The 22,234-nt window shown below is 70.0% G+C and carries 22 protein-coding genes; 20 read left to right on the top strand and 2 right to left on the bottom strand.

From position 1 onward, the window contains the following. Positions 1-39 precede the first annotated feature (39 nt). The 6 genes from C8E96_RS34445 (at position 40) to C8E96_RS30720 (ending at position 6,835) form a co-directional block, all read left to right on the top strand. The gene (locus C8E96_RS34445) at positions 40-861 is read left to right on the top strand and encodes a prepilin peptidase (protein WP_091380784.1); all 822 of its coding nucleotides are present in this window, start codon (positions 40-42) and stop codon (positions 859-861) included. Between the two features lie 1,168 nt (positions 862-2,029). After that, positions 2,030-3,223, top strand: coding sequence for a chorismate synthase (gene aroC, locus C8E96_RS30740; RefSeq protein ID WP_091380781.1), 1,194 nt, complete (start codon positions 2,030-2,032; stop codon positions 3,221-3,223). Continuing rightward, positions 3,220-3,732 carry a shikimate kinase gene (locus C8E96_RS30735; RefSeq protein ID WP_091380747.1) on the top strand — a complete coding sequence of 171 codons (513 nt, stop codon included), beginning with the start codon at positions 3,220-3,222 and terminating at the stop codon, positions 3,730-3,732. Before aroC ends, C8E96_RS30735 begins: the two co-directional genes overlap by 4 nt. Continuing rightward, positions 3,729-4,838 carry a 3-dehydroquinate synthase gene (gene aroB / locus C8E96_RS30730; RefSeq protein WP_091380744.1) on the top strand — a complete coding sequence of 370 codons (1,110 nt, stop codon included), beginning with the start codon at positions 3,729-3,731 and terminating at the stop codon, positions 4,836-4,838. Before C8E96_RS30735 ends, aroB begins: the two co-directional genes overlap by 4 nt. Next, positions 4,835-5,269: a type II 3-dehydroquinate dehydratase gene (gene aroQ, locus C8E96_RS30725; protein ID WP_091380743.1), complete on the top strand. Its 435-nt coding sequence runs from the start codon at positions 4,835-4,837 to the stop codon at positions 5,267-5,269. The genes aroB and aroQ overlap by 4 nt, the downstream gene beginning before the upstream one ends. An 84-nt stretch (positions 5,270-5,353) precedes the next feature. Beyond that, positions 5,354-6,835 (top strand): glycoside hydrolase family protein, encoded by a 1,482-nt coding sequence (locus C8E96_RS30720; protein WP_091380740.1) that lies wholly within the window; start codon positions 5,354-5,356, stop codon positions 6,833-6,835. Between the two features lie 142 nt (positions 6,836-6,977). On the opposite strand, the gene C8E96_RS30715 is transcribed toward C8E96_RS30720, so the two are convergent. After that, positions 6,978-7,406: a B-4DMT family transporter gene (locus tag C8E96_RS30715; protein WP_091380737.1), complete on the bottom strand. Its 429-nt coding sequence runs from the start codon at positions 7,404-7,406 to the stop codon at positions 6,978-6,980. A 61-nt stretch (positions 7,407-7,467) separates the two neighbouring features. Here C8E96_RS30715 and C8E96_RS30710 point away from each other — a divergent pair, with 61 nt between their 5' ends. Genes C8E96_RS30710 through nusB form a run of 3 tightly spaced genes read left to right on the top strand, consistent with a single transcriptional unit; the run spans position 7,468 to position 9,585 of the window. Beyond that, positions 7,468-8,562 (top strand): M24 family metallopeptidase, encoded by a 1,095-nt coding sequence (locus C8E96_RS30710; protein WP_091380735.1) that lies wholly within the window; start codon positions 7,468-7,470, stop codon positions 8,560-8,562. 38 nt (positions 8,563-8,600) lie between these two features. After that, positions 8,601-9,164: an elongation factor P gene (efp, locus tag C8E96_RS30705; protein WP_091380732.1), complete on the top strand. Its 564-nt coding sequence runs from the start codon at positions 8,601-8,603 to the stop codon at positions 9,162-9,164. 1 nt (position 9,165) lies between these two features. Beyond that, entirely contained in the window at positions 9,166-9,585 is a 420-nt protein-coding gene (nusB, locus tag C8E96_RS30700; RefSeq protein WP_091380729.1) for a transcription antitermination factor NusB, read from the top strand. Positions 9,586-9,655: 70 nt separating this feature from the next. Here the strand turns inward: nusB and bldD are convergent, their stop codons facing one another. Next, positions 9,656-10,144 carry a transcriptional regulator BldD gene (gene bldD, locus C8E96_RS30695; RefSeq protein WP_018686187.1) on the bottom strand — a complete coding sequence of 163 codons (489 nt, stop codon included), beginning with the start codon at positions 10,142-10,144 and terminating at the stop codon, positions 9,656-9,658. Between the two features lie 254 nt (positions 10,145-10,398). On the opposite strand from bldD, the gene pyrR reads away from it, so the two are divergent. From pyrR to coaBC, 11 genes are all read left to right on the top strand, one after another. Then, on the top strand, positions 10,399-10,989 hold the full coding sequence (gene pyrR, locus C8E96_RS30690) for a bifunctional pyr operon transcriptional regulator/uracil phosphoribosyltransferase PyrR (RefSeq protein WP_091380726.1): 591 nt from the start codon (positions 10,399-10,401) through the stop codon (positions 10,987-10,989). Beyond that, positions 10,986-11,918: an aspartate carbamoyltransferase catalytic subunit gene (locus tag C8E96_RS30685; RefSeq protein ID WP_091380723.1), complete on the top strand. Its 933-nt coding sequence runs from the start codon at positions 10,986-10,988 to the stop codon at positions 11,916-11,918. Before pyrR ends, C8E96_RS30685 begins: the two co-directional genes overlap by 4 nt. Next, positions 11,915-13,192 (top strand): dihydroorotase, encoded by a 1,278-nt coding sequence (locus tag C8E96_RS30680; protein ID WP_091380720.1) that lies wholly within the window; start codon positions 11,915-11,917, stop codon positions 13,190-13,192. Before C8E96_RS30685 ends, C8E96_RS30680 begins: the two co-directional genes overlap by 4 nt. Next, on the top strand, positions 13,189-13,731 hold the full coding sequence (locus C8E96_RS30675; RefSeq protein WP_091380717.1) for a PH-like domain-containing protein: 543 nt from the start codon (positions 13,189-13,191) through the stop codon (positions 13,729-13,731). Before C8E96_RS30680 ends, C8E96_RS30675 begins: the two co-directional genes overlap by 4 nt. Beyond that, on the top strand, positions 13,724-14,854 hold the full coding sequence (gene carA / locus C8E96_RS30670; RefSeq protein WP_091380714.1) for a glutamine-hydrolyzing carbamoyl-phosphate synthase small subunit: 1,131 nt from the start codon (positions 13,724-13,726) through the stop codon (positions 14,852-14,854). Before C8E96_RS30675 ends, carA begins: the two co-directional genes overlap by 8 nt. Next, on the top strand, positions 14,847-18,191 hold the full coding sequence (carB, locus tag C8E96_RS30665; protein WP_091380712.1) for a carbamoyl-phosphate synthase large subunit: 3,345 nt from the start codon (positions 14,847-14,849) through the stop codon (positions 18,189-18,191). The genes carA and carB overlap by 8 nt, the downstream gene beginning before the upstream one ends. After that, a complete protein-coding gene (pyrF, locus tag C8E96_RS30660) occupies positions 18,188-19,009 on the top strand; it encodes an orotidine-5'-phosphate decarboxylase (protein WP_091380710.1) in 822 nt (273 codons plus the stop codon). The genes carB and pyrF overlap by 4 nt, the downstream gene beginning before the upstream one ends. 688 nt (positions 19,010-19,697) lie before the next feature. Continuing rightward, complete coding sequence (mihF, locus tag C8E96_RS30655) at positions 19,698-20,015, top strand: integration host factor, actinobacterial type (RefSeq protein WP_091380708.1); 318 nt, start codon at positions 19,698-19,700, stop codon at positions 20,013-20,015. Continuing rightward, positions 20,012-20,617, top strand: a complete 606-nt coding sequence (gmk, locus tag C8E96_RS30650; protein WP_091380706.1) for a guanylate kinase — start codon at positions 20,012-20,014, stop codon at positions 20,615-20,617. Before mihF ends, gmk begins: the two co-directional genes overlap by 4 nt. Before the next feature lie 16 nt (positions 20,618-20,633). Further along, a complete protein-coding gene (gene rpoZ, locus C8E96_RS30645) occupies positions 20,634-20,921 on the top strand; it encodes a DNA-directed RNA polymerase subunit omega (RefSeq protein ID WP_091380704.1) in 288 nt (95 codons plus the stop codon). Beyond that, positions 20,918-22,186, top strand: coding sequence for a bifunctional phosphopantothenoylcysteine decarboxylase/phosphopantothenate--cysteine ligase CoaBC (gene coaBC, locus C8E96_RS30640; protein ID WP_166658173.1), 1,269 nt, complete (start codon positions 20,918-20,920; stop codon positions 22,184-22,186). Before rpoZ ends, coaBC begins: the two co-directional genes overlap by 4 nt. Positions 22,187-22,234: the final 48 nt, after the last annotated feature.

The raw sequence follows: 22,234 nt of genomic DNA, 5'->3' as shown, positions 1-22,234 counted from the left end.
ACGCCCGTTCGGTAGCGTCATCAGCGAAAGGGGGTCCCGATGCCATCCCTCACCTCCCACGCTCACACCCAAGATTTGTGTCAACACTCCTCGCGCCGCACGCCGTCAAGCCCCGGCCGACTCCGGCGAACTCGACTGCTGCTCCCGCTCGCCTCACTCGCCGTACTTGCCTTGGCACTAGCGGCTTCCCGTGCCACGCCAGGCTTCCGTCACTGGCTCATCATCACCGCGACCACCATCGCAGGCGCCGCCGCGGGAGCCCTCATCCGCTGGCTGCTGGCACGAATCCCGCGCGGCACTACAGTAAAACCAGGCATCTGCGAATTCACCATCGCACTACTCTGGTCCTTAATCGCCTACCAATGGACGACAGGCCATATTGCCCCCGGCTGGCTCCCGTCGGCGTTCCTCTTCACCTGCTTCGCCACCGCCCTGACGATGACGGACCTCCACCACCGCAGACTCCCCAACGCCCTGACTATCCCCGCCTACCCGATAACCGCCGCCTGCATAACGGTCGCGGCCCTCAGCACCGACAACCCCGCAACCCTCTGGCAAGCCGCCACCGGCGCAACCCTCTTCCTCACCCTGCACGCCGCGGTCCACCTACTCCGCCCAACAGCTTTGGGCGCAGGCGACGTCAAACTCTCCGGCCCCCTCGGAGCGATCCTTGGTGCTGTCCACCTGGCCGCACTGCCCATAGCGGCCGTACTCGCCGCAGGCGTCACCGTCCTGCTGGCAACAGCAACCCCACGCGACGTCAGATCCCGCTGGCAATCGGGCATCCCCCACGGCCCAGGCTTACTCGCGGCAACAACCCTGTTCGTGATCTTCGGAGGAGCACCGCTCACATCCCTCTAGCCCAACTCCGTTCGTCCATCCCAAGCCCCTTTCTCCACCCCAAGCCCTGTTCTCCACCCCAAGCCCGGTACTTCCACCTCAGCTCCGCATCCACCTCAGCTCCGCATCCACCTCAGCTCCGCATCCACCTCAGCTCCGCATCCAGCCCAACCCCGTGCGCTTCGAGCCCAACCCCGTGCGCTTCGAGCCCAACCCCGTGCGCTTCGAGCCCAACCCCGCGCGCTTTAGCCCCCGCGCGCTCCAAACGCTTCGGGTCACCATCCGTGACCCCGCCACCGCCGGAGCGCCAACCTGTCATCCCCGACCTTTCCGGTGCCGCTACGCCCGTCAGCTCTCCAACCCACCATCAACCCGCCTCAGGCCCGCGCCCCAGTCGGCGTTGCCACACCCCAGCCCCCAGGCATCGCCGGTTCGCTATCCCGCCAGACGCCGGCTCGCCAACTCCGTCGCCCTGTCGGGTGCCGCCCACTGCGACCCCGCCGACTCTCCGACCCCGCACCAGCGCGAGTCCGCCATCTCGCTACCGCGCTACCCCGCAACCCGCCGATTCGGTCACACGTTCTTCGTCAACCCCAGCCCGTCTATCCAGCGACCCGCGCTAGGCGCCACCCCCGGTGGGCTCGTGCTGACCCGCCAACCCCGGCCCGTCTATCCAGCGACCTGCATTAGCCGCCACCCCCGGTGGGCCCGTGCTGACCCGCCAACCCCAGCCCGTCTATCCAGCGACCCGCATTAGCCGCCACCCCCGGTGGGCCCGTGCTGACCCGCCAACCCCAGCCCGTCTATCCAGCGACCCGCATTAGCCGCCACCCCCGGTGGGCCCGTGCTGACCCGCCAACCCCAGCCCGTCTATCCAGCCACCCGCATTAGCCGCTCCCCCCACAGGCCCGTCCTGACCCGCCAACCCAGCCACCAGTCAGTCCTCAGTCCGCCGCCCGCTCGACCTTCACCACCGCCACGCGTCATCCACCCGCCCACCCCCAACCCGACAGCACCTGACCTCTCCTCAAACAAGTGTCCGCACCCCGAAATCCACACGTCCGCTCCCCGAACGCGATCAGGAGGTGATCACTCAAACCCCTCCACCAGCCGTTTCGTCGGATTCGTCACTGTTCCCTTCGTCCCATCCGCGCGGTCGGGGGCCGGGGTGTCATGACAGGATCAGGCCGTGCTGCGTTGGATTACCGCCGGAGAATCACACGGACCCGCGCTCGTCGCCGTGCTGGAAGGCATGGTGGCGGGGGTCGAGGTCACCACATCGGACCTGAACGAGCAGCTCGCTCGCCGAAGGCTCGGGTTTGGGCGTAGCCCCCGCATGGGCTTCGAGACCGACAAGGTCGAGTTTCTCGGCGGGGTGCGCCACGGGCTGACCCAGGGCGGCCCGATCGCCGTGCACATCGACAACGCGGAGTGGCCCAAGTGGGAGAAGGTCATGTCCGCCGACCCGGTGGACCCGGCCGAGCTGGCCGAGCTGGGCCGCAACGAGCCCCTGACCCGGCCCCGCCCCGGCCACGCCGACCTGCCCGGCATGCAGAAGTACGGCTTCGACGAGGCCCGCCCCGTACTTGAGCGCGCCAGCGCGCGGGAGACCGCGGGGCGCACGGCGCTGGGCACGGTGGCGAAGGCTTTCCTGCGCCAGCTCCTCGGCGTCGAGGTCATCAGCCACGTCGTGTCCATCGGCGGAGCCGAGGCGTCGCCGGACAGCCCGACGCCGGGGCCCGGTGACCTCGCGGCCATCGACGAGAGCCCGGTGCGGGCGTTCAACGCGGCGGCGACCGAGGCCATGGTCGCCGAGGTGGAGGCCGTCAAGAAGGCGGGCGACACCGTCGGTGGCGTCATCGAGGTCATCGCCTACGGCCTGCCGCCGGGCCTTGGCTCGCACGTGCACTGGGACCGCCGCCTCGACGCTCGACTGGCGGGCGCGCTCATGGGCGTGCAGGCCATGAAGGGCGTCGAGATCGGCGACGGCTTCACCACCGCCCGCCGGTGGGGGAGCCAGGCGCACGACGAGATCGACCGGGCGGAGGGCACCGTCGCAGGCGTGACCAGGCGGTCCAACCGGGCCGGTGGGCTCGAAGGCGGCATCACCAACGGTGAGCCGCTGCGCGCCCGCGTCGCGATGAAGCCCATCTCCACGGTGCCGCGCGCCCTGTCGACCGTCGACGTCGTCACTGGTGAACCGGCCGTCGCCATTCACCAGCGCTCGGACGTGTGCGCGGTGCCCCGGGCGGGCGTCGTGCTCGAATCCGTCTTCGCGCTCGTCCTCGCCGAGGCCGCGCTGGAGAAGTTCGGCGGCGACTCGCTCGCCGAGACCAAGCGCAACGTCGAGGGCTACCTCGAAGCGCTCCGGAACCGCTGGTGAGCCCGGTCGCCGTCGTGGTCGGCCCGCCGGGCGCGGGCAAGACCACCATCGGCACGGCCCTCGCCGAGGCGCTCGGGGTCGCGTTCCGCGACACCGACGCCGACATCGTCGAGACCATGGGCAAGTCGATCAGCGACATCTTCACCGACGGCGGCGAAGCGGCGTTCCGCGCCGCCGAGGAGAAGGCCGTCGCGGTCGCGCTGCGTGAGCACGACGGCGTCCTGTCCCTCGGCGGCGGGGCGGTCCTCTCCGAGCAGTCGCGCAAGCTGCTGGCCGAGCACACCGTCGTGTTCCTCAACGTCGGCATGGCCGAAGGCGTGCGCCGCACCGGGCTGTCCACCGCCCGGCCGCTCCTCGCCGGGGTCAACCCGCGCGCCAAGTTCAAGGAGCTGCTCGACGCCCGGCTCCCGTTCTACCGTGAGATAGCGAGCGTCGAGGTCGACACCGACACCAAGTCGCCGGACGAGATCGTCTCCCAGCTCGCCACCGTCCTGAACCGAGGAGAATGACCGTGCAGCCGGTGCGTATCCGGGTCGCCACCGAGAAGCCCTACGACGTCGTCATCGGCAAGGGCCTGCTCGACGACCTGATCGAAGCCGTCAAGGGCGCCTCCAAGGTCGCGATCATCCACCAGCCGACGCTCGCCGCCACGGCCGAGGCGACCCGCGACGAGCTGGTCGCCGCCGGGATCGACGCCCACCGCATCGAGATCCCCGACGCCGAGGACGGCAAGGCGCTCTCCGTCGCCGCGTTCTGCTGGGAGGTGCTGGGCCGCATCGGCCTTGACCGCCAGGGCACGGTCGTCGCCCTCGGCGGCGGCGCCGTGACCGACCTCGCAGGCTTCGTCGCCGCCACCTGGATGCGCGGCGTCAAGCTGGTCAACGTCCCGACCACCCTGCTCGGCATGGTCGACGCGGCCGTAGGCGGTAAGACCGGCATCAACACCGAAGCGGGCAAGAACCTCGTCGGCGCCTTCCACGAGCCCTCCGCGGTCCTGGTCGACCTCGCCACCCTGGCCACTCTCCCGCGCTGGGAGCTGGTCGCGGGCATGGCCGAGGTGATCAAGGGCGGCTTCATCGCCGACCCAGTCATCCTCGACCTCATCGAGGCCGACCCGGCCGCCGCGCTCGACCCCGAGGGCGAGGTCATCGGCGAGCTGATCCGCCGCAAGATCCAGATCAAGGCCGACATCGTCGCCGCCGACCTGCGCGAATCGGACCTGCGTGAGTTCCTCAACTACGGCCACACCCTGGCTCACGCCATCGAGCGCCGCGAGCGCTACAAGTGGCGCCACGGCGCCGCGGTCAGCGTCGGCATGGTCTTCGTCGCCGAACTCGCCCGGCTCGCGGGCAAGCTGGACGACGCCACCGCCGACCGCCACCGCAGCATCCTGACCAGCATCGGCCTGCCGGTCACCTACGACGCCGACGCGCTGCCGCAGCTCATCGAGGGCATGCTGAGCGACAAGAAGACCAAGTCCGGTGTCCTGCGTTTCGTCGTCCTCGACGGTCTCGCCAAGCCCAGCAGGCTGGAGGGACCAGACCCGTCGCTCCTCGCGGCGGCCTACTCGGCGATCGCGGCGGAGCCGAGCGGATCGACCGGGGTGATGCTGTGAAGGTGCTCGTCCTCAACGGCCCCAACCTGGGCAGGCTCGGCACGCGTGAGCCGGAGATCTACGGCAGCACCACCCACGCCGACCTGGCCCGGCTCTGCGTCGAGACCGGCGCCGACCTGGGCCTCGACGTCGAGGTGCGGCAGACCGACCACGAGGGCGAGATGCTCGGCTGGCTGCACGAGGCCGCCGAGAACAAGATCCCGGTCGTGCTCAACGCCGCTGCGTGGACGCATTACTCGATCGCGGTCCGCGACGCCGCCGCGCAGCTCACCGCGCCGCTCATCGAGGTGCACATCTCGAATGTGCACAAGCGCGAGGACTTCCGGCACCACAGCTACCTGTCCGCGCTGGCCGCGGGGGTGATCGTCGGACTCGGTGTCGACGGCTACGCCCTGGCCCTGCGGTGGCTGGCGGACAACGCCAAACCTTGATCGTCCGATTCACCCATCCGGACGACGCGGCACCCCTACACTGGGGCCCTCCCGTCACCCGCCCGGAAGGCCGATCACCCCCGCATGTCGAGTCCGCGCTGCCGGGCCGCGTCGATTCTGCTGATCGGCGGCCTCCTCGCAGGCTGCACCACAGCCGCGGGTGAAGCAGGCTCATCCCGACCCACCGCCACGTCGGCGGTTCCGTCCGAGGCGCCGCCGACCCCGCAGTTGACGCTGCGCACCGACCGCCCGCGGCAGAGCCCCGGCGTGGTCGCGGCAGGCGGCGGTGACGCCCCGTACAACTACGGCCCGACGCTGATGCTCGACGGCGGCCGCTACCGCATGTGGTGGTGCAGCCAGCTCGGGGTGGCCAACCCGCCGGGCGACGACATCCTCCTCGCCGAGTCGACCTCCCTGGACAGCAGGTTCGTCGGACCTGACGGCAGCCCCGCGACACCGATTTTCTCCGGCAGCGCAACGGGTTTCGACGGAATGCACACGTGCGACCCATCGGTGATCAAGGTCCGCGGCGTCTACTACATGTACTACACCGGCGCGGCGGGCGACCACGCCCACGGCAACTCGATCGGGGTCGCCACCAGCCCCGACGGTCGCGTCTGGAGCAGAGGCAACGGCGGCAAGCCGATCGTCACCGCGGCCCGCAACGTGCTGCGCGAGAACATCTACGGCGCGGGCCAGCCCGCGGCGGTGTACGTCGACGGCTGGTTCTACCTGATGTTCACCGACACCACCGGCAGCGACGCCGGGTGGAACGGCGCGGGCCAGTTCCTGTTGCGCGCCAAGGACCCCACGTTCACCGTCGACGTGGAGACGCTGTCGCCCGGCGGTTTCCGCGCGTTCAGCAGCACCGCCGCCCGAATGCGCTCCGTGGTCGACGCGTTCAGCGCGGACCTCATGTGGGTGCCCGCGCTGGGCGCGTTCGCCATCGCCCACGAGACCGAGCACGGCACGACGATCACCTTCTGGGACAAGGATTTCCGCAGGTCACCCGCGCAGCCCATCCACATCCCGGGCCCGTGGAAGGAAGGCCCCGGCCTGGTGCGCGACCCGCAGGGGCACGCCATCCGCTCGGTCGAGGACCCGTGCGACCGCATCCCCGTCGACTTGGTCCGCGCGACCCGCACCGGGCACGCCCCGACCGACTTGGTCCACTTCGGCGCCGACATCGCGAACGCGGGCGCCTGCGAAGACCCGGCCCGCGCGCCCGAGGCGCTGCGCGGGTTCGCCATGCCATCGCCGCAGCGCACGATCGATGTGGTGGTCGAGGGCGGCCTGCTGCGGGTCGAACGCCGCGCCGTGGCGGAGCGGCTCGCCGTCCGCGTGCTGGACAGCCGCATCCCCGCGCTCGAATCCCTGCCGGTCCGCGCCCGCCTCGACGCCGCCGCCAAGGTGGTCACCGCCGACAGCCGCCTGGCCTTCGTGCTCGACGAACACCTCTGGCCCTTCACCGACCCGGCGCTGGCCGCGCTGAACTCGTCCGTCCCGGTCCCCATCACCCCACGCCGCTGGCGCGACTACCCAGACGCCCCCACCCTCACCCCCTGACCCGCGAGTCGCCCCTCCAGGCAAACGAGTCGCCCCTCCAGGCAAGTGAGTTCAACGGTGAGCCTGGGCCGCGAGCACCGCGAATGTCGAACTCACTTGCCGGAGGGGGCGACTCACTTGCTGGAAGGGGCGACTCGCGGGGTTAGGTGCGGGACTTGCGGCGTTTGCCTGCGGTGGGGGAGGGGCGTTCGAGTTTGGTGCCGACGATCAGGCCGAGACCCGCGGGGACGAGCACGAGCAGGGCGGTGAACGCGGCGCCGCCGGTCAGGGCTGAACCCAGGGAACTGGTGCCCGTCTGGTCCACCAGCACGGCCCGCCCGATGACGGTCAGCACCGCCGAACCCCACCCGGCGATCAGCGCGGCGATGACCCAAGCCCGAGCCCGGTCGGCCACGCCGCGCCAGGCGTCCACCGCCGCCCAGGTCGCTGCGACACCCACCAGCACGCCCAGGACCAGCGCCTCGACAAACGTCCGCCCGGTCGGCTCGGATGCCTTGAGCATCGCCACCACGACCGCCGCCACCGCGTGGACGACGGCCAACACCACACCCCGAATAACCCACGTCTGCATTACTGCAGAGTAGGACGTGACGACCCGACGAGGGAGCTTGGTGAGTCGTAAGCTCACGTCTATGCCTGACGCTCACGTTCGTCGCCGCGCCAACCTGCGCGAGTTGCTGCGGGAGCAGGGGCTCGACGCCGTGCTGGTCGCCGACCTGCTCAACCTGCGCTACCTCACCGGCTTCACCGGTTCCAACGGCGCGCTGCTCGTGCACGCCGACGGCGAGGAGCGCACGGTCTTCTGCACCGACGGCCGCTACGTGGAGCAGGCGAGCCTGCAGGTCCCCGAGCTGGAGCACCTCATCGACCGCTCCAGCGCGCTGGCCCTCGCCGCGAAGGTGGACAACGACGCCGCCTACCGCCGCACCGGGTTCGAGAGCCAGCACGTCTCCGTCGACGGTCTCGACGCCCTCACCGAGGCCGCCCCCTCGCTCAAGTTCACCCGGGCGCCGAACCTGGTCGAGCGGCTGCGCATGGTCAAGGACGACACCGAGGTCGAGGCGCTGCGGATGGCCTGCGCCGCGGCTGACCGGGCGCTCGCCGACCTGATCGAGCACGGCGGCCTCACCGTGGGCCGCACCGAGCGTGAGGTCGCCCGCGACCTGGAGAACCGGATGCTCGACCACGGCGCCACCAAGCCCTCGTTCGACTCGATCGTCGCCACCGGCGCCAACTCGGCCATCCCGCACCACCGCCCCACCGACGCCGTCCTGCACCAGGGCGACTTCGTCAAACTCGACTTCGGCGCGCTCATCGACGGCTACCACTCCGACATGACTCGGACCCTGGTGCTCGGTCAGCCCGCCGACTGGCAGCGCGAGGTCTATGACCTGGTCGCCGCCGCACAGGCGGCGGGCCGCGCCGCTCTTAAACCGGGAGCCCGAGTACAGGACGTCGACGCCGCCGCTCGCGAGGTGATCGAGAACGCCGGCCGCGGTGCGGAGTTCCTCCACGGCCTCGGACACGGCGTCGGACTCGAGATCCACGAGGCACCCGCCCTGGCCAAGACCGGTGAAGGTACACTTTCCGCCGGCATGGCGGTCACGGTCGAGCCGGGGGTCTACCTGTCCGGCAAGGGCGGTGTCCGCATCGAGGACACGCTGGTCGTGCGGGATGGCCGACCCGAGCTCCTCACCTTGACCACCAAGCAGCTCATGGTCGTCTAGGACGATCACCCATGCGCGAAACACAGGAGATCTAGCTCGTGGCTTCGACCAACGACCTGAAGAACGGCCTGGTGCTCAACCTCGAGGGTCAGCTCTGGACCGTCACCGAGTTCCAGCACGTCAAGCCGGGTAAGGGCCCTGCCTTCGTGCGGACCAAGCTCAAGCACGTGATGACCGGCAAGGTCGTCGACAAGACGTTCAACGCCGGCGTCAAGGTCGACACCGCGACTGTCGACCGCCGCGACATGACCTACCTGTACAACGACGGCTCCGAGTACGTCTTCATGGACGGCGACACCTTCGAGCAGATCTCGATCTCGCCCGAGGTCGTCGGCGACGCCGCGAAGTACATGCTCGAGAACAGCAGCGCGAACGTCTCCTCGCACGAGGGCACGCCGCTGTTCATCGAGCTCCCGGTCTCGGTCGAGCTCGTCATCGAGCACACCGACCCGGGCCTGCAGGGCGACCGCTCCACCGGTGGCACCAAGCCGGCCAAGCTGGAGACGGGCGCCGAGATCCAGGTGCCGCTGTTCGTCACCACGGGCGAGAAGGTCAAGGTCGACACCCGCGACGGGCGCTACCTCGGCCGGGTCAGCAGCTGACGTGGGAGCCCGAAGCAAGGCACGCAAGCGCGCGGTCGACCTCCTTTTCGAGGCGGCCCTGCGAGGCGACGACCCGGTCACCCTCATGGCGACCCGGGTCGGCTCGCCGGACGTCGCCCCGGTGAACGACTACACGATCACGCTCGTCGAGGGTGTGTGCGCCAACCAGGCCCGCATCGATGAGTTGCTCACCGAACACGCCGAGGGCTGGACGCTCGACCGGATGCCCGCCGTTGACCTCGCGGTCCTGCGGCTGGGCCTCTACGAGATCCTCTGGGCCGACGACGTGCCCGACGCCGTCGCGATCGACGAGGCCGTGCAGTTGGCCAAGACGCTCTCGACGGATGACTCGCCGCGGTTCGTCAACGGCGTGCTGGGTCGGATCGGCGGTATCGCCGACCGGCTCCGTGCTTCTCGCTAGGCACTAATGAAAAACACCCGACCGCGCAGCATCCCCGTCTGCGCGCGTTCGGGTGTTTTGCTGTCCCGGCTTAATCCTCTTTGGACGGGCGGGCCTCAGGGGGCAGCACGCCCCAGTCGATGAGCTGCTCGGTCAGCTCGCCGGGGGTCATGTCGTAGATGATCGCGAGCGACCGCAGGTCCTCGGTGCGGATCGAGAGCACCTTGCCGTTGTAGTCGCCGCGCTGGCTCTGGATGGTCGCCGCGTATCGGGCCAGTGGGCCGACCTTCTCCGCGGGCAGCTGCTGCAGCCGCTCCAGGTTGATCACGATCTTCGTGGCGGGCTCGGCACCGGACGGCACCCGGCCCTCAGGCAGGAGTTCCACCACCGGCACGCCGTAGAAGTCCGCGAGTTCGGCCAGCTTCTGCACGGTGACGGCACGGTCACCGCGTTCGTAGGAGCCGACCACGACGGCCTTCCAGCGGCCGCCGGACTTCTGCTCGACGCCATGCAGCGACAGCCCCTGCTGCTGGCGGATGGCGCGGAGCTTGGCTCCTAGCGCCTTGGCGTAGTCGCCCATGCGGCGGTTCTCCGTTCGTTCGCCCCGACGGCGCTAAGCGACAGCCTCGGGTAGCTTCAAATCAACACGCTGAGTAATGGTTACCCAGAGTTGTCACCAGGTCAAGCTGATCGGACCATGAGACCTGGCGAACATGCCCCCGACCACCCGCCAAGTCGCCGGAATCGGCCTGATACGGTCGACGTGAGCCCAGGTCAACTGGGTTGATCGACATCCTTTAAAGCCCGTCCAGTGAGGCGGGGAAGGAGTCCACTGTGGCGTCGCGAGACCGCGGCGCGGCAGACCCGGCTGGGCAGCGTGAGCTGCTTTCGGCCGGCGATGTCGCGCGCACCATCGCTCGAATGGCCCATCAGGTCATCGAGAAAACCGCCCTCGGCGCATCCGGGGCGAGCCCGGTCGTGTTGCTGGGCGTACCCACTCGTGGCGGCCCGCTGGCCGAGCGGCTGGCCGCGAAGATCGCCGAATTCACCGACATCCAGGTCCCGGTGGGCACGCTGGACGTGACCCTTTACCGCGACGACCTGCGCCGCAAACCCACCCGCCCGCTCGGCGCGACCGCGCTGCCGCCTGGTGGGATCGACGACGCCCTGGTCATCCTGGTCGACGACGTGCTGTTCTCCGGCCGCACCATCCGCGCCGCCCTCGACGCGCTGCGCGACGCCGGCCGCCCGCGCGCGGTCCAGCTCGCCGTGCTCGTCGACCGCGGCCACCGCGAACTGCCCATCCGTGCCGACTACGTGGGCAAGAACGTGCCCACCGCCCGATCCGAGGAGGTCGCCGTCCTACTCGCCGAGACCGACGGTCACGACGCCGTTCTGCTGCGCAGGCCGGAGGAGTCCGAGTGAAGCACCTGCTGAGCACCGACGGCCTCGACCCGGCGACCGCGCTGGCCATCCTGGACACCGCCGACGGTCTCAAGAAGACCCTGCTGGGCCGTGAGGTCCGCAAGCTGCCGACGCTGCGCGGCCGCACGGTGATCACCATGTTCTACGAGAACTCCACCCGCACCCGCGTCTCGTTCGAGATCGCCGGGAAGTGGATGAGCGCCGACGTGGTCAACGTCTCCTCCGGCGGGTCCTCTGTGGGCAAGGGCGAGTCCCTTCGCGACACCGGCCTCACGCTGGCCGCCGCGGGCGCCGACTGCGTGATCGTGCGCCACCCGGCTTCGGGAGCCGCGCATCGTCTCGCGGGCTGGCTCTCCGAGGTCGGCACGAGCGTCATCAACGCGGGTGACGGAACCCACGAGCACCCGACGCAGGCCCTGCTCGACGCGGCGACGCTGCGCGACCGGCTCGGCGGGATCGACGGCAGGCGCGTCGCGATCGTCGGTGACGTCCTGCACAGCCGGGTCGCGCGATCCAACGTGCACCTGCTGACCGCGCTCGGCGCCGAGGTCGTCCTCGTCGCGCCGCCCACGCTGCTGCCCGCGGGTGTGGAGAACTGGCCGGTTCAGGTCAGCCACGAACTCGACGCCGAGTTGCCGACGCTGGACGCGGTCATGATGCTTCGGGTGCAGGCCGAGCGCATGCACGGCGGCTTCTTCCCGTCCGCCAAGGAGTACTCGATCACTTACGGCCTCAGCGAAGCGCGGGCGCGGTTGCTGCCCGAGCACGCGGTCGTGCTGCACCCCGGTCCGATGCTGCGCGGGATGGAGATCGCCCCGGCGGTCGCCGACTCGCCGCGCGCGGCCATCACCGAACAGGTCGCCAACGGGGTGCACGTCCGGATGGCCGTGCTGTACCACCTGCTGGCCGGAGAGGAAGACGGTTCATGACCCTGGTCATCCGCGGCGCCAAGCCCTATGGCGAAGGCGATCCCGTAGACCTGTTGATCCGCGACGGTGTCATCGCCGAAATCGGCAATGGCTTAGAAGCCGACGAGGTCATCGAGGCGGACGGCCTGGTCGCCCTCCCGGGGTTCGTCGATCTCCACACCCACTTGCGTGAGCCGGGTCGCGAGGACACCGAGACGATCGAGACCGGTTCCCGCGCCGCCGCCCTCGGTGGCTACACGGCCGTGTTCGCCATGGCCAACACCGACCCGGTCGCCGACAACGCGGTCATCGTCGAGCACGTGTGGCGGCGCGGCCAGGAGGTCGGCCTCGTCGACGTCCACCCGGTCGGCGCGGTCACCGTGGGCCTCAAGGGCGAGAAGCTCGCCGAGCTGGGCACCATGGCCAAAGCGGGCGTGCGGATCTTCTCCGACGACGGCCTCTGCGTCGCCGACCCGCTGATCATGCGTCGCGCCCTGGAGTACACCAAGGCGTTGGGCGTGGTCATCGCGCAGCACGCCGAGGAGCCGCGGCTGACCGTCGGCGCGCAGGCCCACGAGGGTGAGACGGCCGCGCGCCTGGGTCTCACCGGCTGGCCCGCGGTCGCTGAGGAGTCCATCGTCGCCCGCGACTGCCTGCTGGCCCTGCACGCGGGCGCCAAGCTGCACGTCTGCCACGTCTCCACCGAGGGCACCGCGGAGGTCCTGCGCTGGGCCAAGGGCCGCGGCACCCAGGTCAGCGCCGAGGTCACCCCGCACCACCTGCTCCTCGACGACGACCGGCTCAACACCTACGACCCGGTCAACAAGGTCAACCCGCCGCTGCGCACCGCCAACGACGCCAAGTCGCTGCGCGCGGCGCTGGCAGACGGCACGGTCGACTGCGTCGCCACCGACCACGCCCCGCACGCCCACCAGGACAAGGACTGCGAGTGGTCCGCCGCCCGCCCCGGCATGCTCGGTCTGCAGACCGCGCTGCCGATCGTGGTGGCGACCATGGTCGAGCCGGGCCTGCTGGACTGGCGCGGTGTCGCCCGGGTGATGAGCGAGCGCCCCGCTGAGATCGCCGGGCTACCCGATCAGGGTCGCCCGATCGCGGTCGGCGAACCGGCGAACCTGACCCTGGTCGACCCGGCGGGCCGTTGGACGGTCCACGGCGCCGACCTCGCCAGCATCGCCGCCAACACCCCGTACGAGGGCATGGAGCTGCCGGGCACCGTGGTCGCCACGCTGCTGCGCGGCGAGGTCACCGCCCGCGACGGGAAGGCGGTCCGATGAGCAGGCTCGGGCTTTCCCTGCTGTTTTTGGCGATCTTCCTGCTGCTGGTCGGCCTGATGCTGTGGGGCTACCGCAACCGCGGCCGCCGACAGTCCGCTGTCCTGCCCGCCTTCCCGCAGGTTCCCGCGGGTCTGCTCGAGCGCGTGCGTTCGCGTGAGACCGAGGAACTCCTACCGCCGAGCACGGGCGTCTACGCGAGCACCGTGACGGACAAGAGCTGGCAGGACCGGGTCGCCGTGGGCGACGTCGGCTACCGCGCCGACGCGACCGCCCACCTGCTTACCGAGGGCGTGCTCTTTGACCGCACCGGCGCGAGTCCCGTGTGGATTCCCGCCGAGTCGGTCGTGGACGCGCGCACGGAGGCCGGCATCGCCGGAAAGATCATGGGCGGCGACGGCCTGCTCGTGATCCGCTGGGCGATCGGCGACAGCCAGTTCGACACCGGCTTCCGGGCCGACGAGAAGACCGATTACGAAACATGGGTGCCCGCTGTACGCGCCCTGAAGACCAATACCCCGGAGGTACCGCACGGTGAGTAAGAGCACGCGGACTGCCGCCGCGTTGGTGCTGGAGGATGGCCGGGTCTTCCGCGGCGAAGCCTTCGGCGCCACCGGCACCACGTTCGGCGAGGTGGTGTTCTGCACCGCGATGAGCGGCTACCAGGAGACCCTGACCGACCCGTCGTACCACCGGCAGATCGTGGTGGCCACCGCCCCGCAGATCGGCAACACCGGCTGGAACGACGAGGACGACGAGTCGACGAAGGTGTGGGTGTCCGGCTACGTCGTGCGCGACCCCGCGCGCATCGCCTCCAACTGGCGCTCCACCCGCAGCCTCGACGAGGTCCTGGTCGACCAGGCCGTCGTCGGCATCAGCGGCGTCGACACCCGCTCTTTGACCAGGCACATCCGCGAGCGCGGCGCGATGCGCGCCGGTGTGTTCTCCGGCGACGACCTGACCGACGTCGACAACATGGTCGGCCGGGTCCGGGAGATCGAGCAGATGGCGGGCGCGGACCTCGCGCGCGACGTCACGACCAAAGAGACCTACGTGGTCAAGGCCGACGGTGAGCGCCGCTTCCGGGTGGCCGCCCTCGACCTGGGCATCAAGTCCAACACCCCGCGGATGATGGCCGCGCGCGGCATCGAGACCCACGTGCTGCCCGCGTCGGCCACGCTCGACGACATCCTCGCCATCGAGGCCGACGGCGTCTTCCTGTCCAACGGCCCGGGCGACCCGGCCACCCAGGACCACGCGGTCGCGCTGACCAAGTCGGTGCTGGAGCGGCGGATCCCGCTGTTCGGCATCTGCTTCGGTAACCAGATCCTCGGACGCGCGCTCGGCCGCGGGACGTACAAGATGCAGTACGGCCACCGCGGTATCAACATCCCGGTCATCGACGTCGCCACCGGCCGGGTCGCGATCACCTCGCAGAACCACGGCTTCGCCCTCGAAGGCGAGGCGGGGGAGCGGTTCGACACCCCCTTCGGCGCCGCCGAGGTCAGCCACTACTGCCCCAACGACGGCTGTGTGGAGGGTGTGCGCGCGCTCGACGTGCCCGCGTTCTCCGTGCAGTACCACCCCGAAGCGGCGGCCGGACCGCACGACGCCGCCGATCTGTTCGACCAGTTCGTGACTCTGATGGGAGGCGAAGATGCCTAAGCGTGAAGACATCAAGCACGTGCTGGTGATCGGGTCCGGCCCGATCGTCATCGGCCAGGCTTGCGAGTTCGACTACTCCGGCACCCAGGCCTGCCGCGTGCTGCGCGAGGAGGGCCTGCGGGTCAGCCTGGTCAACTCCAACCCGGCGACGATCATGACCGACCCGGAGTTCGCCGACGCCACCTACATCGAGCCGATCACGGCCGAGTTCGTGGAGAAGGTCCTGCAGGCCGAACTCGACGCGGGCCACCCGGTCGACTCGGTGCTCGCCACCCTCGGCGGGCAGACGGCGCTCAACACCGCCGTCGCCCTGCACGAGAAGGGTGTCCTGGAGAAGTTCGGCGTCGAGCTGATCGGCGCCGACATCGAGGCCATCCAGCGCGGCGAGGACCGGCAGAAGTTCAAGAACATCGTCGCCGACATCGGCGCCGAGACCCCGCGCAGCCGCGTGTGCCACTCGATGGAAGAGGTCCGCGAGACCGTCGCCGACCTGGGTCTGCCGGTCGTCATCCGCCCGTCGTTCACCATGGGCGGCCTGGGCTCCGGCATGGCGCACACGCACGACGAGCTGGAGCGGCTCGCCTCCACCGGCCTCACCGAGAGCCCGGTCACCGAGGTGCTCATCGAGGAGAGCGTGCTCGGGTGGAAGGAGTACGAGCTCGAGCTGATGCGCGACCGCAAGGACAACGTCGTCGTCATCTGCTCGATCGAGAACATCGACCCGATGGGCGTGCACACCGGCGACTCGGTCACCGTCGCCCCCGCGATGACGCTGACCGACCGCGAGTTCCAGCACATGCGCGACGTCGGCATCGACGTGCTGCGCGCGGTCGGCGTGGACACCGGCGGCTGCAACATCCAGTTCGCCATCCACCCGGGCAACGGCCGCATGGTCGTCATCGAGATGAACCCGCGGGTGTCGCGTTCCAGCGCGCTGGCGTCGAAGGCGACCGGCTTCCCGATCGCCAAGATCGCCGCGAAGCTCGCCATCGGCTACACGCTCGACGAGATCACCAACGACATCACCGGCGAGACCCCGGCGTCGTTCGAGCCCACCCTCGACTACGTCGTGGTCAAGGTCCCGCGGTTCGCGTTCGAGAAGTTCCCCGGCGCCGACGCCACGCTGACCACGACGATGAAGAGCGTCGGCGAGGCCATGTCGATCGGCCGCAACTTCGTCGAGGCGCTGGGCAAGGCCCTGCGGTCGATGGAGACCAAGGACGCGAGCTTCTGGACCCGGCCCGACCCGGACACCATGACCCAGGAGACCGCCCTCGACGCCCTGCGGACCGCGCACGACGGCAGGCTCTACACCGTCGAGCGCGCGCTGCGGATGGGCGCGAGCGTCGACGACGTGCACCAGGCCAGCGGCATCGACCCGTGGTTCATCGACCAGATCGCGTCGCTCATCGAGCTGCGCACCGAGGTCATGGACGCGCCCGTGCTCGACGAGCCGCTGCTGCGTCGGGTCAAGCGGGCGGGCTTCTCCGACCGCCAGGTCGCCGCGCTGCGCCCCGAACTCGCCGGTGAGGACGGTGTCCGCTCGCTGCGCCACCGCCTCGGCGTGCGCCCGGTCTACAAGACGGTCGACACCTGCGCCGCCGAGTTCGCCGCGAACACGCCCTACCACTACTCGGCCTACGAGCTCGACCCCGAAGCCGAGAACGAGGTCACGCCGCAGCACGACAAGCCCAAGGTGCTGATCCTGGGCTCCGGCCCGAACCGCATCGGCCAGGGCATCGAGTTCGACTACTCGTGCGTGCACGCCGCGATGGCCCTGCGCGAAGCCGGTTTCGAGACCGTCATGGTCAACTGCAACCCGGAGACGGTGTCCACCGACTACGACACCTCCGACCGGCTCTACTTCGAGCCGCTGACGTTCGAGGACGTCCTGGAGGTCGTGCACTCCGAGCAGCGCTCCGGCACCGTGGCGGGCGTCATCGTCCAGCTCGGTGGCCAGACCCCGCTGGGCCTGGCGCAGCGGCTGGCCGACGCGGGCGTGCCGATCGTCGGCACCCAGCCGGAGGCGATCCACCTCGCCGAGGACCGCGGCGCGTTCGGCGAGGTGCTGACCTCGGCCGGGCTGCCCGCGCCGAAGTACGGCACCGCCACCTCGTTCGCCGGTGCCAAGCGCATCGCCGACGAGATCGGCTACCCGGTCCTGGTCCGCCCGTCCTACGTGCTCGGCGGCCGCGGCATGGAGATCGTCTACGACGAGGCCACCCTCGCCGGCTACATCCAGCGGGCCACCGAGGTCAGCCCGGAGCACCCGGTGCTGGTCGACCGGTTCCTCGACGACGCCATCGAGATCGACGTCGACGCCCTGTGCGACGGCGACGAGGTCTACCTCGGCGGCGTGATGGAGCACATCGAGGAAGCGGGCATCCACTCCGGCGACTCCTCGTGCGCCCTGCCTCCGATAACCCTGGGCCGCACCGACCTGGAGGCGGTCCGCCGCTCCACCGAGGCGATCGCCAAGGGCGTCGGCGTGCGCGGCCTGCTCAACGTGCAGTACGCGCTCAAGGACGACGTGCTTTATGTCCTGGAGGCCAACCCGCGCGCGAGCCGCACGGTCCCGTTCGTCTCCAAGGCCACCGCGGCCCCGCTCGCGAAGGCCGCCGCGCGGATCATGCTCGGCGCCACCATCGCGGAGCTGCGCGAGGAGGGCATGCTCCCCGCGTTCGGCGACGGCGCCGAGCTGCCTCCGGGCGCGCCGGTCGCGGTCAAGGAGGCGGTCCTGCCGTTCCACCGCTTCCGCACCAAGGAAGGCCACGGCGTCGACTCGCTGCTCGGCCCGGAGATGAAGTCCACCGGCGAGGTCATGGGCATCGACGTGTCCTTCGGCAAGGCGTTCGCCAAGTCGCAGACGGCGTCCTACGGCTCGCTGCCCACGTCGGGCCGCGTGTTCGTCTCCGTCGCCAACCGCGACAAGCGCGCCATGGTGTTCCCGGTCAAGCGCCTCGCCGACCTCGGGTTCGAGATCCTCGCGACTTCGGGCACAGCGGAAGTGCTGCGGCGCAACGGGATTCCGTGCACGGTCGTCGGCAAGCACACCGAGGCGGTCCCCGGTGAGGTCGACATCGTCCACCTCATCCGCGAGGGCGGGGTCGAGATGGTGATCAACACCCCGTACGGCAACCCCGGCCCCCGTGTCGACGGCTACGAGATCCGCACGGCCGCCGTGTCGCGCGACATCCCCTGCATCACCACGATCCAGGGCGCGGCGGCGGCGGTGCACGGCATCGAGGCCCTGATCCGCGACGACATCGGCGTGCGGTCCCTGCAGGAGCTGCAGGCGTCCCTGCGGGCCGACGTGGCCGCCCAGGGCCGCAAGTGAGGGCCCCGTTCGGCGCGCGGCTGGCCGAGTCGGTCGCCGCGCGGGGGCGCCTGTGCGTCGGTATCGACCCACACCCCGGCCTGCTCGACGCGTGGGGTCTGCCCCAGGACGTCAGCGGCCTGGAGCGGTTCGCTCTGACGTGTGTGGAGGCGCTGGCGGGGGAGATCTCGGTCCTCAAGCCGCAGTCGGCGTTCTTCGAGGCCTACGGGTCGCGCGGGGTCGCTGTGTTGGAGCGTGTGATCGCCGAGTCCCAGGCGGCGGGCGCGCTTGTGTTGCTCGACGTGAAGCGGGGCGATATCGGCTCCACGATGGCCGCCTACGCCGCCGCGTATCTCGGTGAGGGTTCCCCCCTCGCCGCGGACGCGGTGACGCTGTCGCCCTTCCTGGGGTTCGGCTCGCTGGCTCCGGCGATCGACGAGGCGGAGCGAACGGGTCGAGGCGTGTTCGTCCTGGCGCTGACGTCGAACAAGGAGGGCGCGTCGGTCCAGCGCGCGGTCGGCGACGGCAAGTTGGTCGCGCAGACGGTCGTGGACGAAGCGTCTCTGCGAAACGCGGGTGCCGACCCGATGGGCTCGGTGGGCCTGGTCATCGGCGCGACGGTGGGGGAGACGGGCCTGGACCTGTCCAAGCTCAACGGCCCGATCCTGGCCCCCGGCGTGGGCGCCCAGGGCGCGGGCGCGGCGGACTTGGACCGGGTGTTCGGTCCGATGGCCCACGTGCTGCCCACCAGCTCCAGGGACGTCTTGAAACACGGCCCTGATGTCGCGGCCCTCCGCACCGCCGCGCTGCGGGCCAGGGACGAACTGGCCGCAGGCTGAACAACGCACGAGAAGACGGCGCCGTGGCACCTCACGGCGCCGTCTTCTCGTTCGCATGTGTGCGTGCGAGACCGACCCCCTCCAGCCGCCCCGCACGCCTGTCGACCCGCCGCGTCCGTAACCCTGCCCGGTCCGGTACGCCCATGGCCCCCTGAGCCCCTCCCGGCAGCGCGGCGCCCATATGCGGCCTTCCAATGCCCGCGATGCCGTTTCTCGTGCGCGAGAAAACGGCATCGGCAAGCCCCGAATTTCCTCCGCACCCCTAGCCCCAGACCTGCCCCTCGACGCGTCCTGATCCCGGCGTTTCCCCATCAGCGGCACCGCACCCCGCCGCGAAAATCGGACGCAGAATCGGCCCACATTGCGCCATTCGGTGGATGCGCGAACCCCAAACCTGTTCCCGCAGGTAGCAGCGGGTCGTCTGACAGGGTGTGTTCAGAACAACTCGGAAAGTGGTGGAAATGACACTTTCTCCTCCCGTGGGCGCCCGATCGCGCTCCGTGACGAGCCACTTTCCGCCCCCACGCAAACGATCGACGCAGGTCACAGCACCGCCCAAGCGCGGACGTTGATCAACTTCTAGCACGTCGTCACCGTGCGCACAGACGGGACCCGCGTTGTCTTCGCAGGCCAGGGCTCGGTAACGTCCTGGCACCGATCCGGAGAACCAATCCCCACGGAGGAAATCGTGGCCCTTCCCCAGCTGACCGAGGAGCAGCGGGCCGCAGCGCTGGAGAAGGCGGCTGCCGCCCGTCGCGTCCGGGCTGAGCTCAAGGAGCGCCTGAAGCGAGGCGGCACCACCCTCAAGGACGTGCTGACTCAGTCGGACAACGACGAGATCCTCGGCAAGATGAAGGTGACCGCTCTGCTGGAGGCCCTCCCAGGCGTCGGCAAGGTGCGTGCTCAGCAGATCATCGAGCGCCTTGAGATCGCCCCGAGCCGCCGTCTTCGCGGTCTCGGAGACCGTCAGCGCAAGGCCCTGCTCGCCGAGTTCCCCAGCGAGTGAATGACAGTTTGAACGGCCGTGAGCCGGGCCCGGGTGTCGCTACCCGGTCCCGGCTCACTGTCGTGTCGGGTCCGTCGGGTGTGGGCAAGTCGAGCGTGGTCGGCGAACTGCGCAGGCTCCACCCCGACCTCTACTTCAGTGTCTCGGTCACGACCAGGGCCCCGCGCCCCGGCGAGATCGACGGCGCGCACTACCACTTCGTCACCCGCGCCGAGTTCGACCGCATGGTCGAGGCGGGCGAGTTGCTGGAGCACGCGGAGTTCGCGGGCAACCACTACGGCACCCCACGCGCCCCGGTCGAGGCCGCGCTGGCCTCGGGCAAGCCGGCCGTGCTGGAGATCGAGCTGCAGGGCGCGCGCCAGGTGCGCGCGGCCATGCCGCTGGCCCAGCTGGTCATGCTGGTGCCGCCGTCCTGGGACACGCTGGTGAGCAGGCTCACCGGCCGTGGCACCGAGGAGGAGACCGTGGTCGCCCGTAGGCTGGCCATAGCGCAGGAAGAACTGGCCGCGTCGACGGAGTTCGACGCGGTCGTGGTGAATGCCGATGTACGGCAGGCCGCCACCGAGTTGCTAACCTTGGTACTCACGCCATCATCGGATTGACCTGGAGCTGTTGCGAGTGATCACCCCTACCGAGTTGGGCGCATTGGGCGAGCCGTCGACCGCCCTCGAAGGCATCACCAACCCGCCGATCGATGACCTGCTCGAGAAGGTCAGCTCCAAGTACGCCCTGGTGATCTACGCGGCCAAGCGCGCGCGTCAGATCAACGACTACTACGCCCAGCTGGGCGAGGGTCTTCTCGAGTACGTCGGCCCGCTCGTCGAGCCCGGCCCGCGCGAGAAGCCGCTGTCCATCGCGCTGCGCGAAATCCACTCCGGTCTGCTTGAGCACACCGAGGGCGAGTGACGTCCCGGCCTCGGGTCGTCCTGGGCGTAGGCGGCGGCATCGCCGCCTACAAGGCCTGTGAGGTCCTGCGCCGACTGACCGAGTCCGGTCACGACGTGCGGGTGGTGCCGACCGAGGCCGCTCTGCGGTTCGTCGGTGCCGCGACCTTCGAGGCCCTGTCCGGCAACAAGGTCCACACCGGCGTGTTCTCCGATGTGCCCGAGGTGCCGCACGTGCGACTCGGCCAAGAGGCCGACATCGTCGTGGTCGTGCCCTCGACGGCGGATCTGCTCGCCAAGGCCGCGCACGGTCTGGCCGACGACCTGCTGACGAACACCCTGCTCACCGCGCGCTGCCCGGTGCTGATGGTCCCGGCCATGCACACCGAGATGTGGGAGCACGCGGCCACCCAGGCCAACGTCGCCACCCTGCGTTCGCGCGGGGTCGTGGTGTCCGAGCCCGCCAGCGGCAGGCTCACCGGCGCCGACACCGGCAAGGGCAGGCTCGCCGACCCGGCCGAGATCGTCGACCTGGCCCGGCTGCTGATGGCCCGCTCCGACGCCCTCCCGCGCGACATGGAGGGTCTGCACGTCGTCGTCTCGGCGGGCGGCACCCGCGAGCCTCTCGACCCGGTCCGTTTCCTGGGCAACCGCTCGTCCGGCAAGCAGGGCTACGCCCTCGCACGCACGGCCGTGCAGCGCGGCGCGCGCGTGACTTTGGTCTCCGCCCACACCGCCGCGCTCCCGGAGCCCGCGGGCGCGGAGATCATCAATGCCGGAACCGCGGCGGAATTGCGCGACGCTGTTCACAAAGCGGCCGCCGACGCCGATGTGGTGGTCATGGCCGCCGCCGTCGCCGATTTCCGGCCGACGCACCGGGCCGAGTTCAAAATAAAGAAGACCGAAGCGGATCCGGACGCGGTCGCGCTCACCCGCAATGCCGACGTGCTGGCCGAGTTGGTCGAGAACCGGCGTCGCGAACCGGGCTCCGGCCAGGTCGCCAGCCAGGTCATAGTCGGGTTCGCCGCCGAGACCGGCGACAACGGGTCCGACGTCCTCGACCACGCGCGCGCCAAGCTCGCCCGCAAGGGTTGCGATTTGCTCGTGGTCAACAGGGTGGGAGAAGGCAAAGCGTTCGAGACCGAGGACAATGAAGGGTGGTTGCTCAGTGCCGACGGCACGGAACGAGCTATCGCCTTCGGTTCGAAAGCACAAGTGGCGTCCGAAGTCTGGGATGCCGTGGTGAGCACAATCAGCCGGTCGCGGCGCGACACGCCGCCTGGATAAAGTGAAGACGATAAGTCTTCGGATGAGGTGGGGTTAGTCGTGAGTGAG

Source organism: Actinokineospora alba, from assembly GCF_004362515.1.
GTDB lineage: Bacteria > Actinomycetota > Actinomycetes > Mycobacteriales > Pseudonocardiaceae > Actinokineospora > Actinokineospora alba.
This window is presented reverse-complemented; position numbering and strand designations above follow the sequence as displayed.

Excerpts from the sequence above, each read along its gene's own strand:
- C8E96_RS34445 (WP_091380784.1), top strand. The coding sequence starts at position 40 with ATGCCATCCCTCACCTCCCACGCTCACACCCAAGATTTGTGTCAACAC.
- aroB (WP_091380744.1), top strand. The coding sequence starts at position 3,729 with ATGACCGTGCAGCCGGTGCGTATCCGGGTCGCCACCGAGAAGCCCTAC.
- C8E96_RS30720 (WP_091380740.1), top strand. The coding sequence starts at position 5,354 with ATGTCGAGTCCGCGCTGCCGGGCCGCGTCGATTCTGCTGATCGGCGGC.
- C8E96_RS30715 (WP_091380737.1), bottom strand. The coding sequence starts at position 7,406 with ATGCAGACGTGGGTTATTCGGGGTGTGGTGTTGGCCGTCGTCCACGCG.
- C8E96_RS30710 (WP_091380735.1), top strand. The coding sequence starts at position 7,468 with ATGCCTGACGCTCACGTTCGTCGCCGCGCCAACCTGCGCGAGTTGCTG.
- bldD (WP_018686187.1), bottom strand. The coding sequence starts at position 10,144 with ATGGGCGACTACGCCAAGGCGCTAGGAGCCAAGCTCCGCGCCATCCGC.
- C8E96_RS30680 (WP_091380720.1), top strand. The coding sequence starts at position 11,915 with ATGACCCTGGTCATCCGCGGCGCCAAGCCCTATGGCGAAGGCGATCCC.
- C8E96_RS30675 (WP_091380717.1), top strand. The coding sequence starts at position 13,189 with ATGAGCAGGCTCGGGCTTTCCCTGCTGTTTTTGGCGATCTTCCTGCTG.
- carB (WP_091380712.1), top strand. The coding sequence starts at position 14,847 with ATGCCTAAGCGTGAAGACATCAAGCACGTGCTGGTGATCGGGTCCGGC.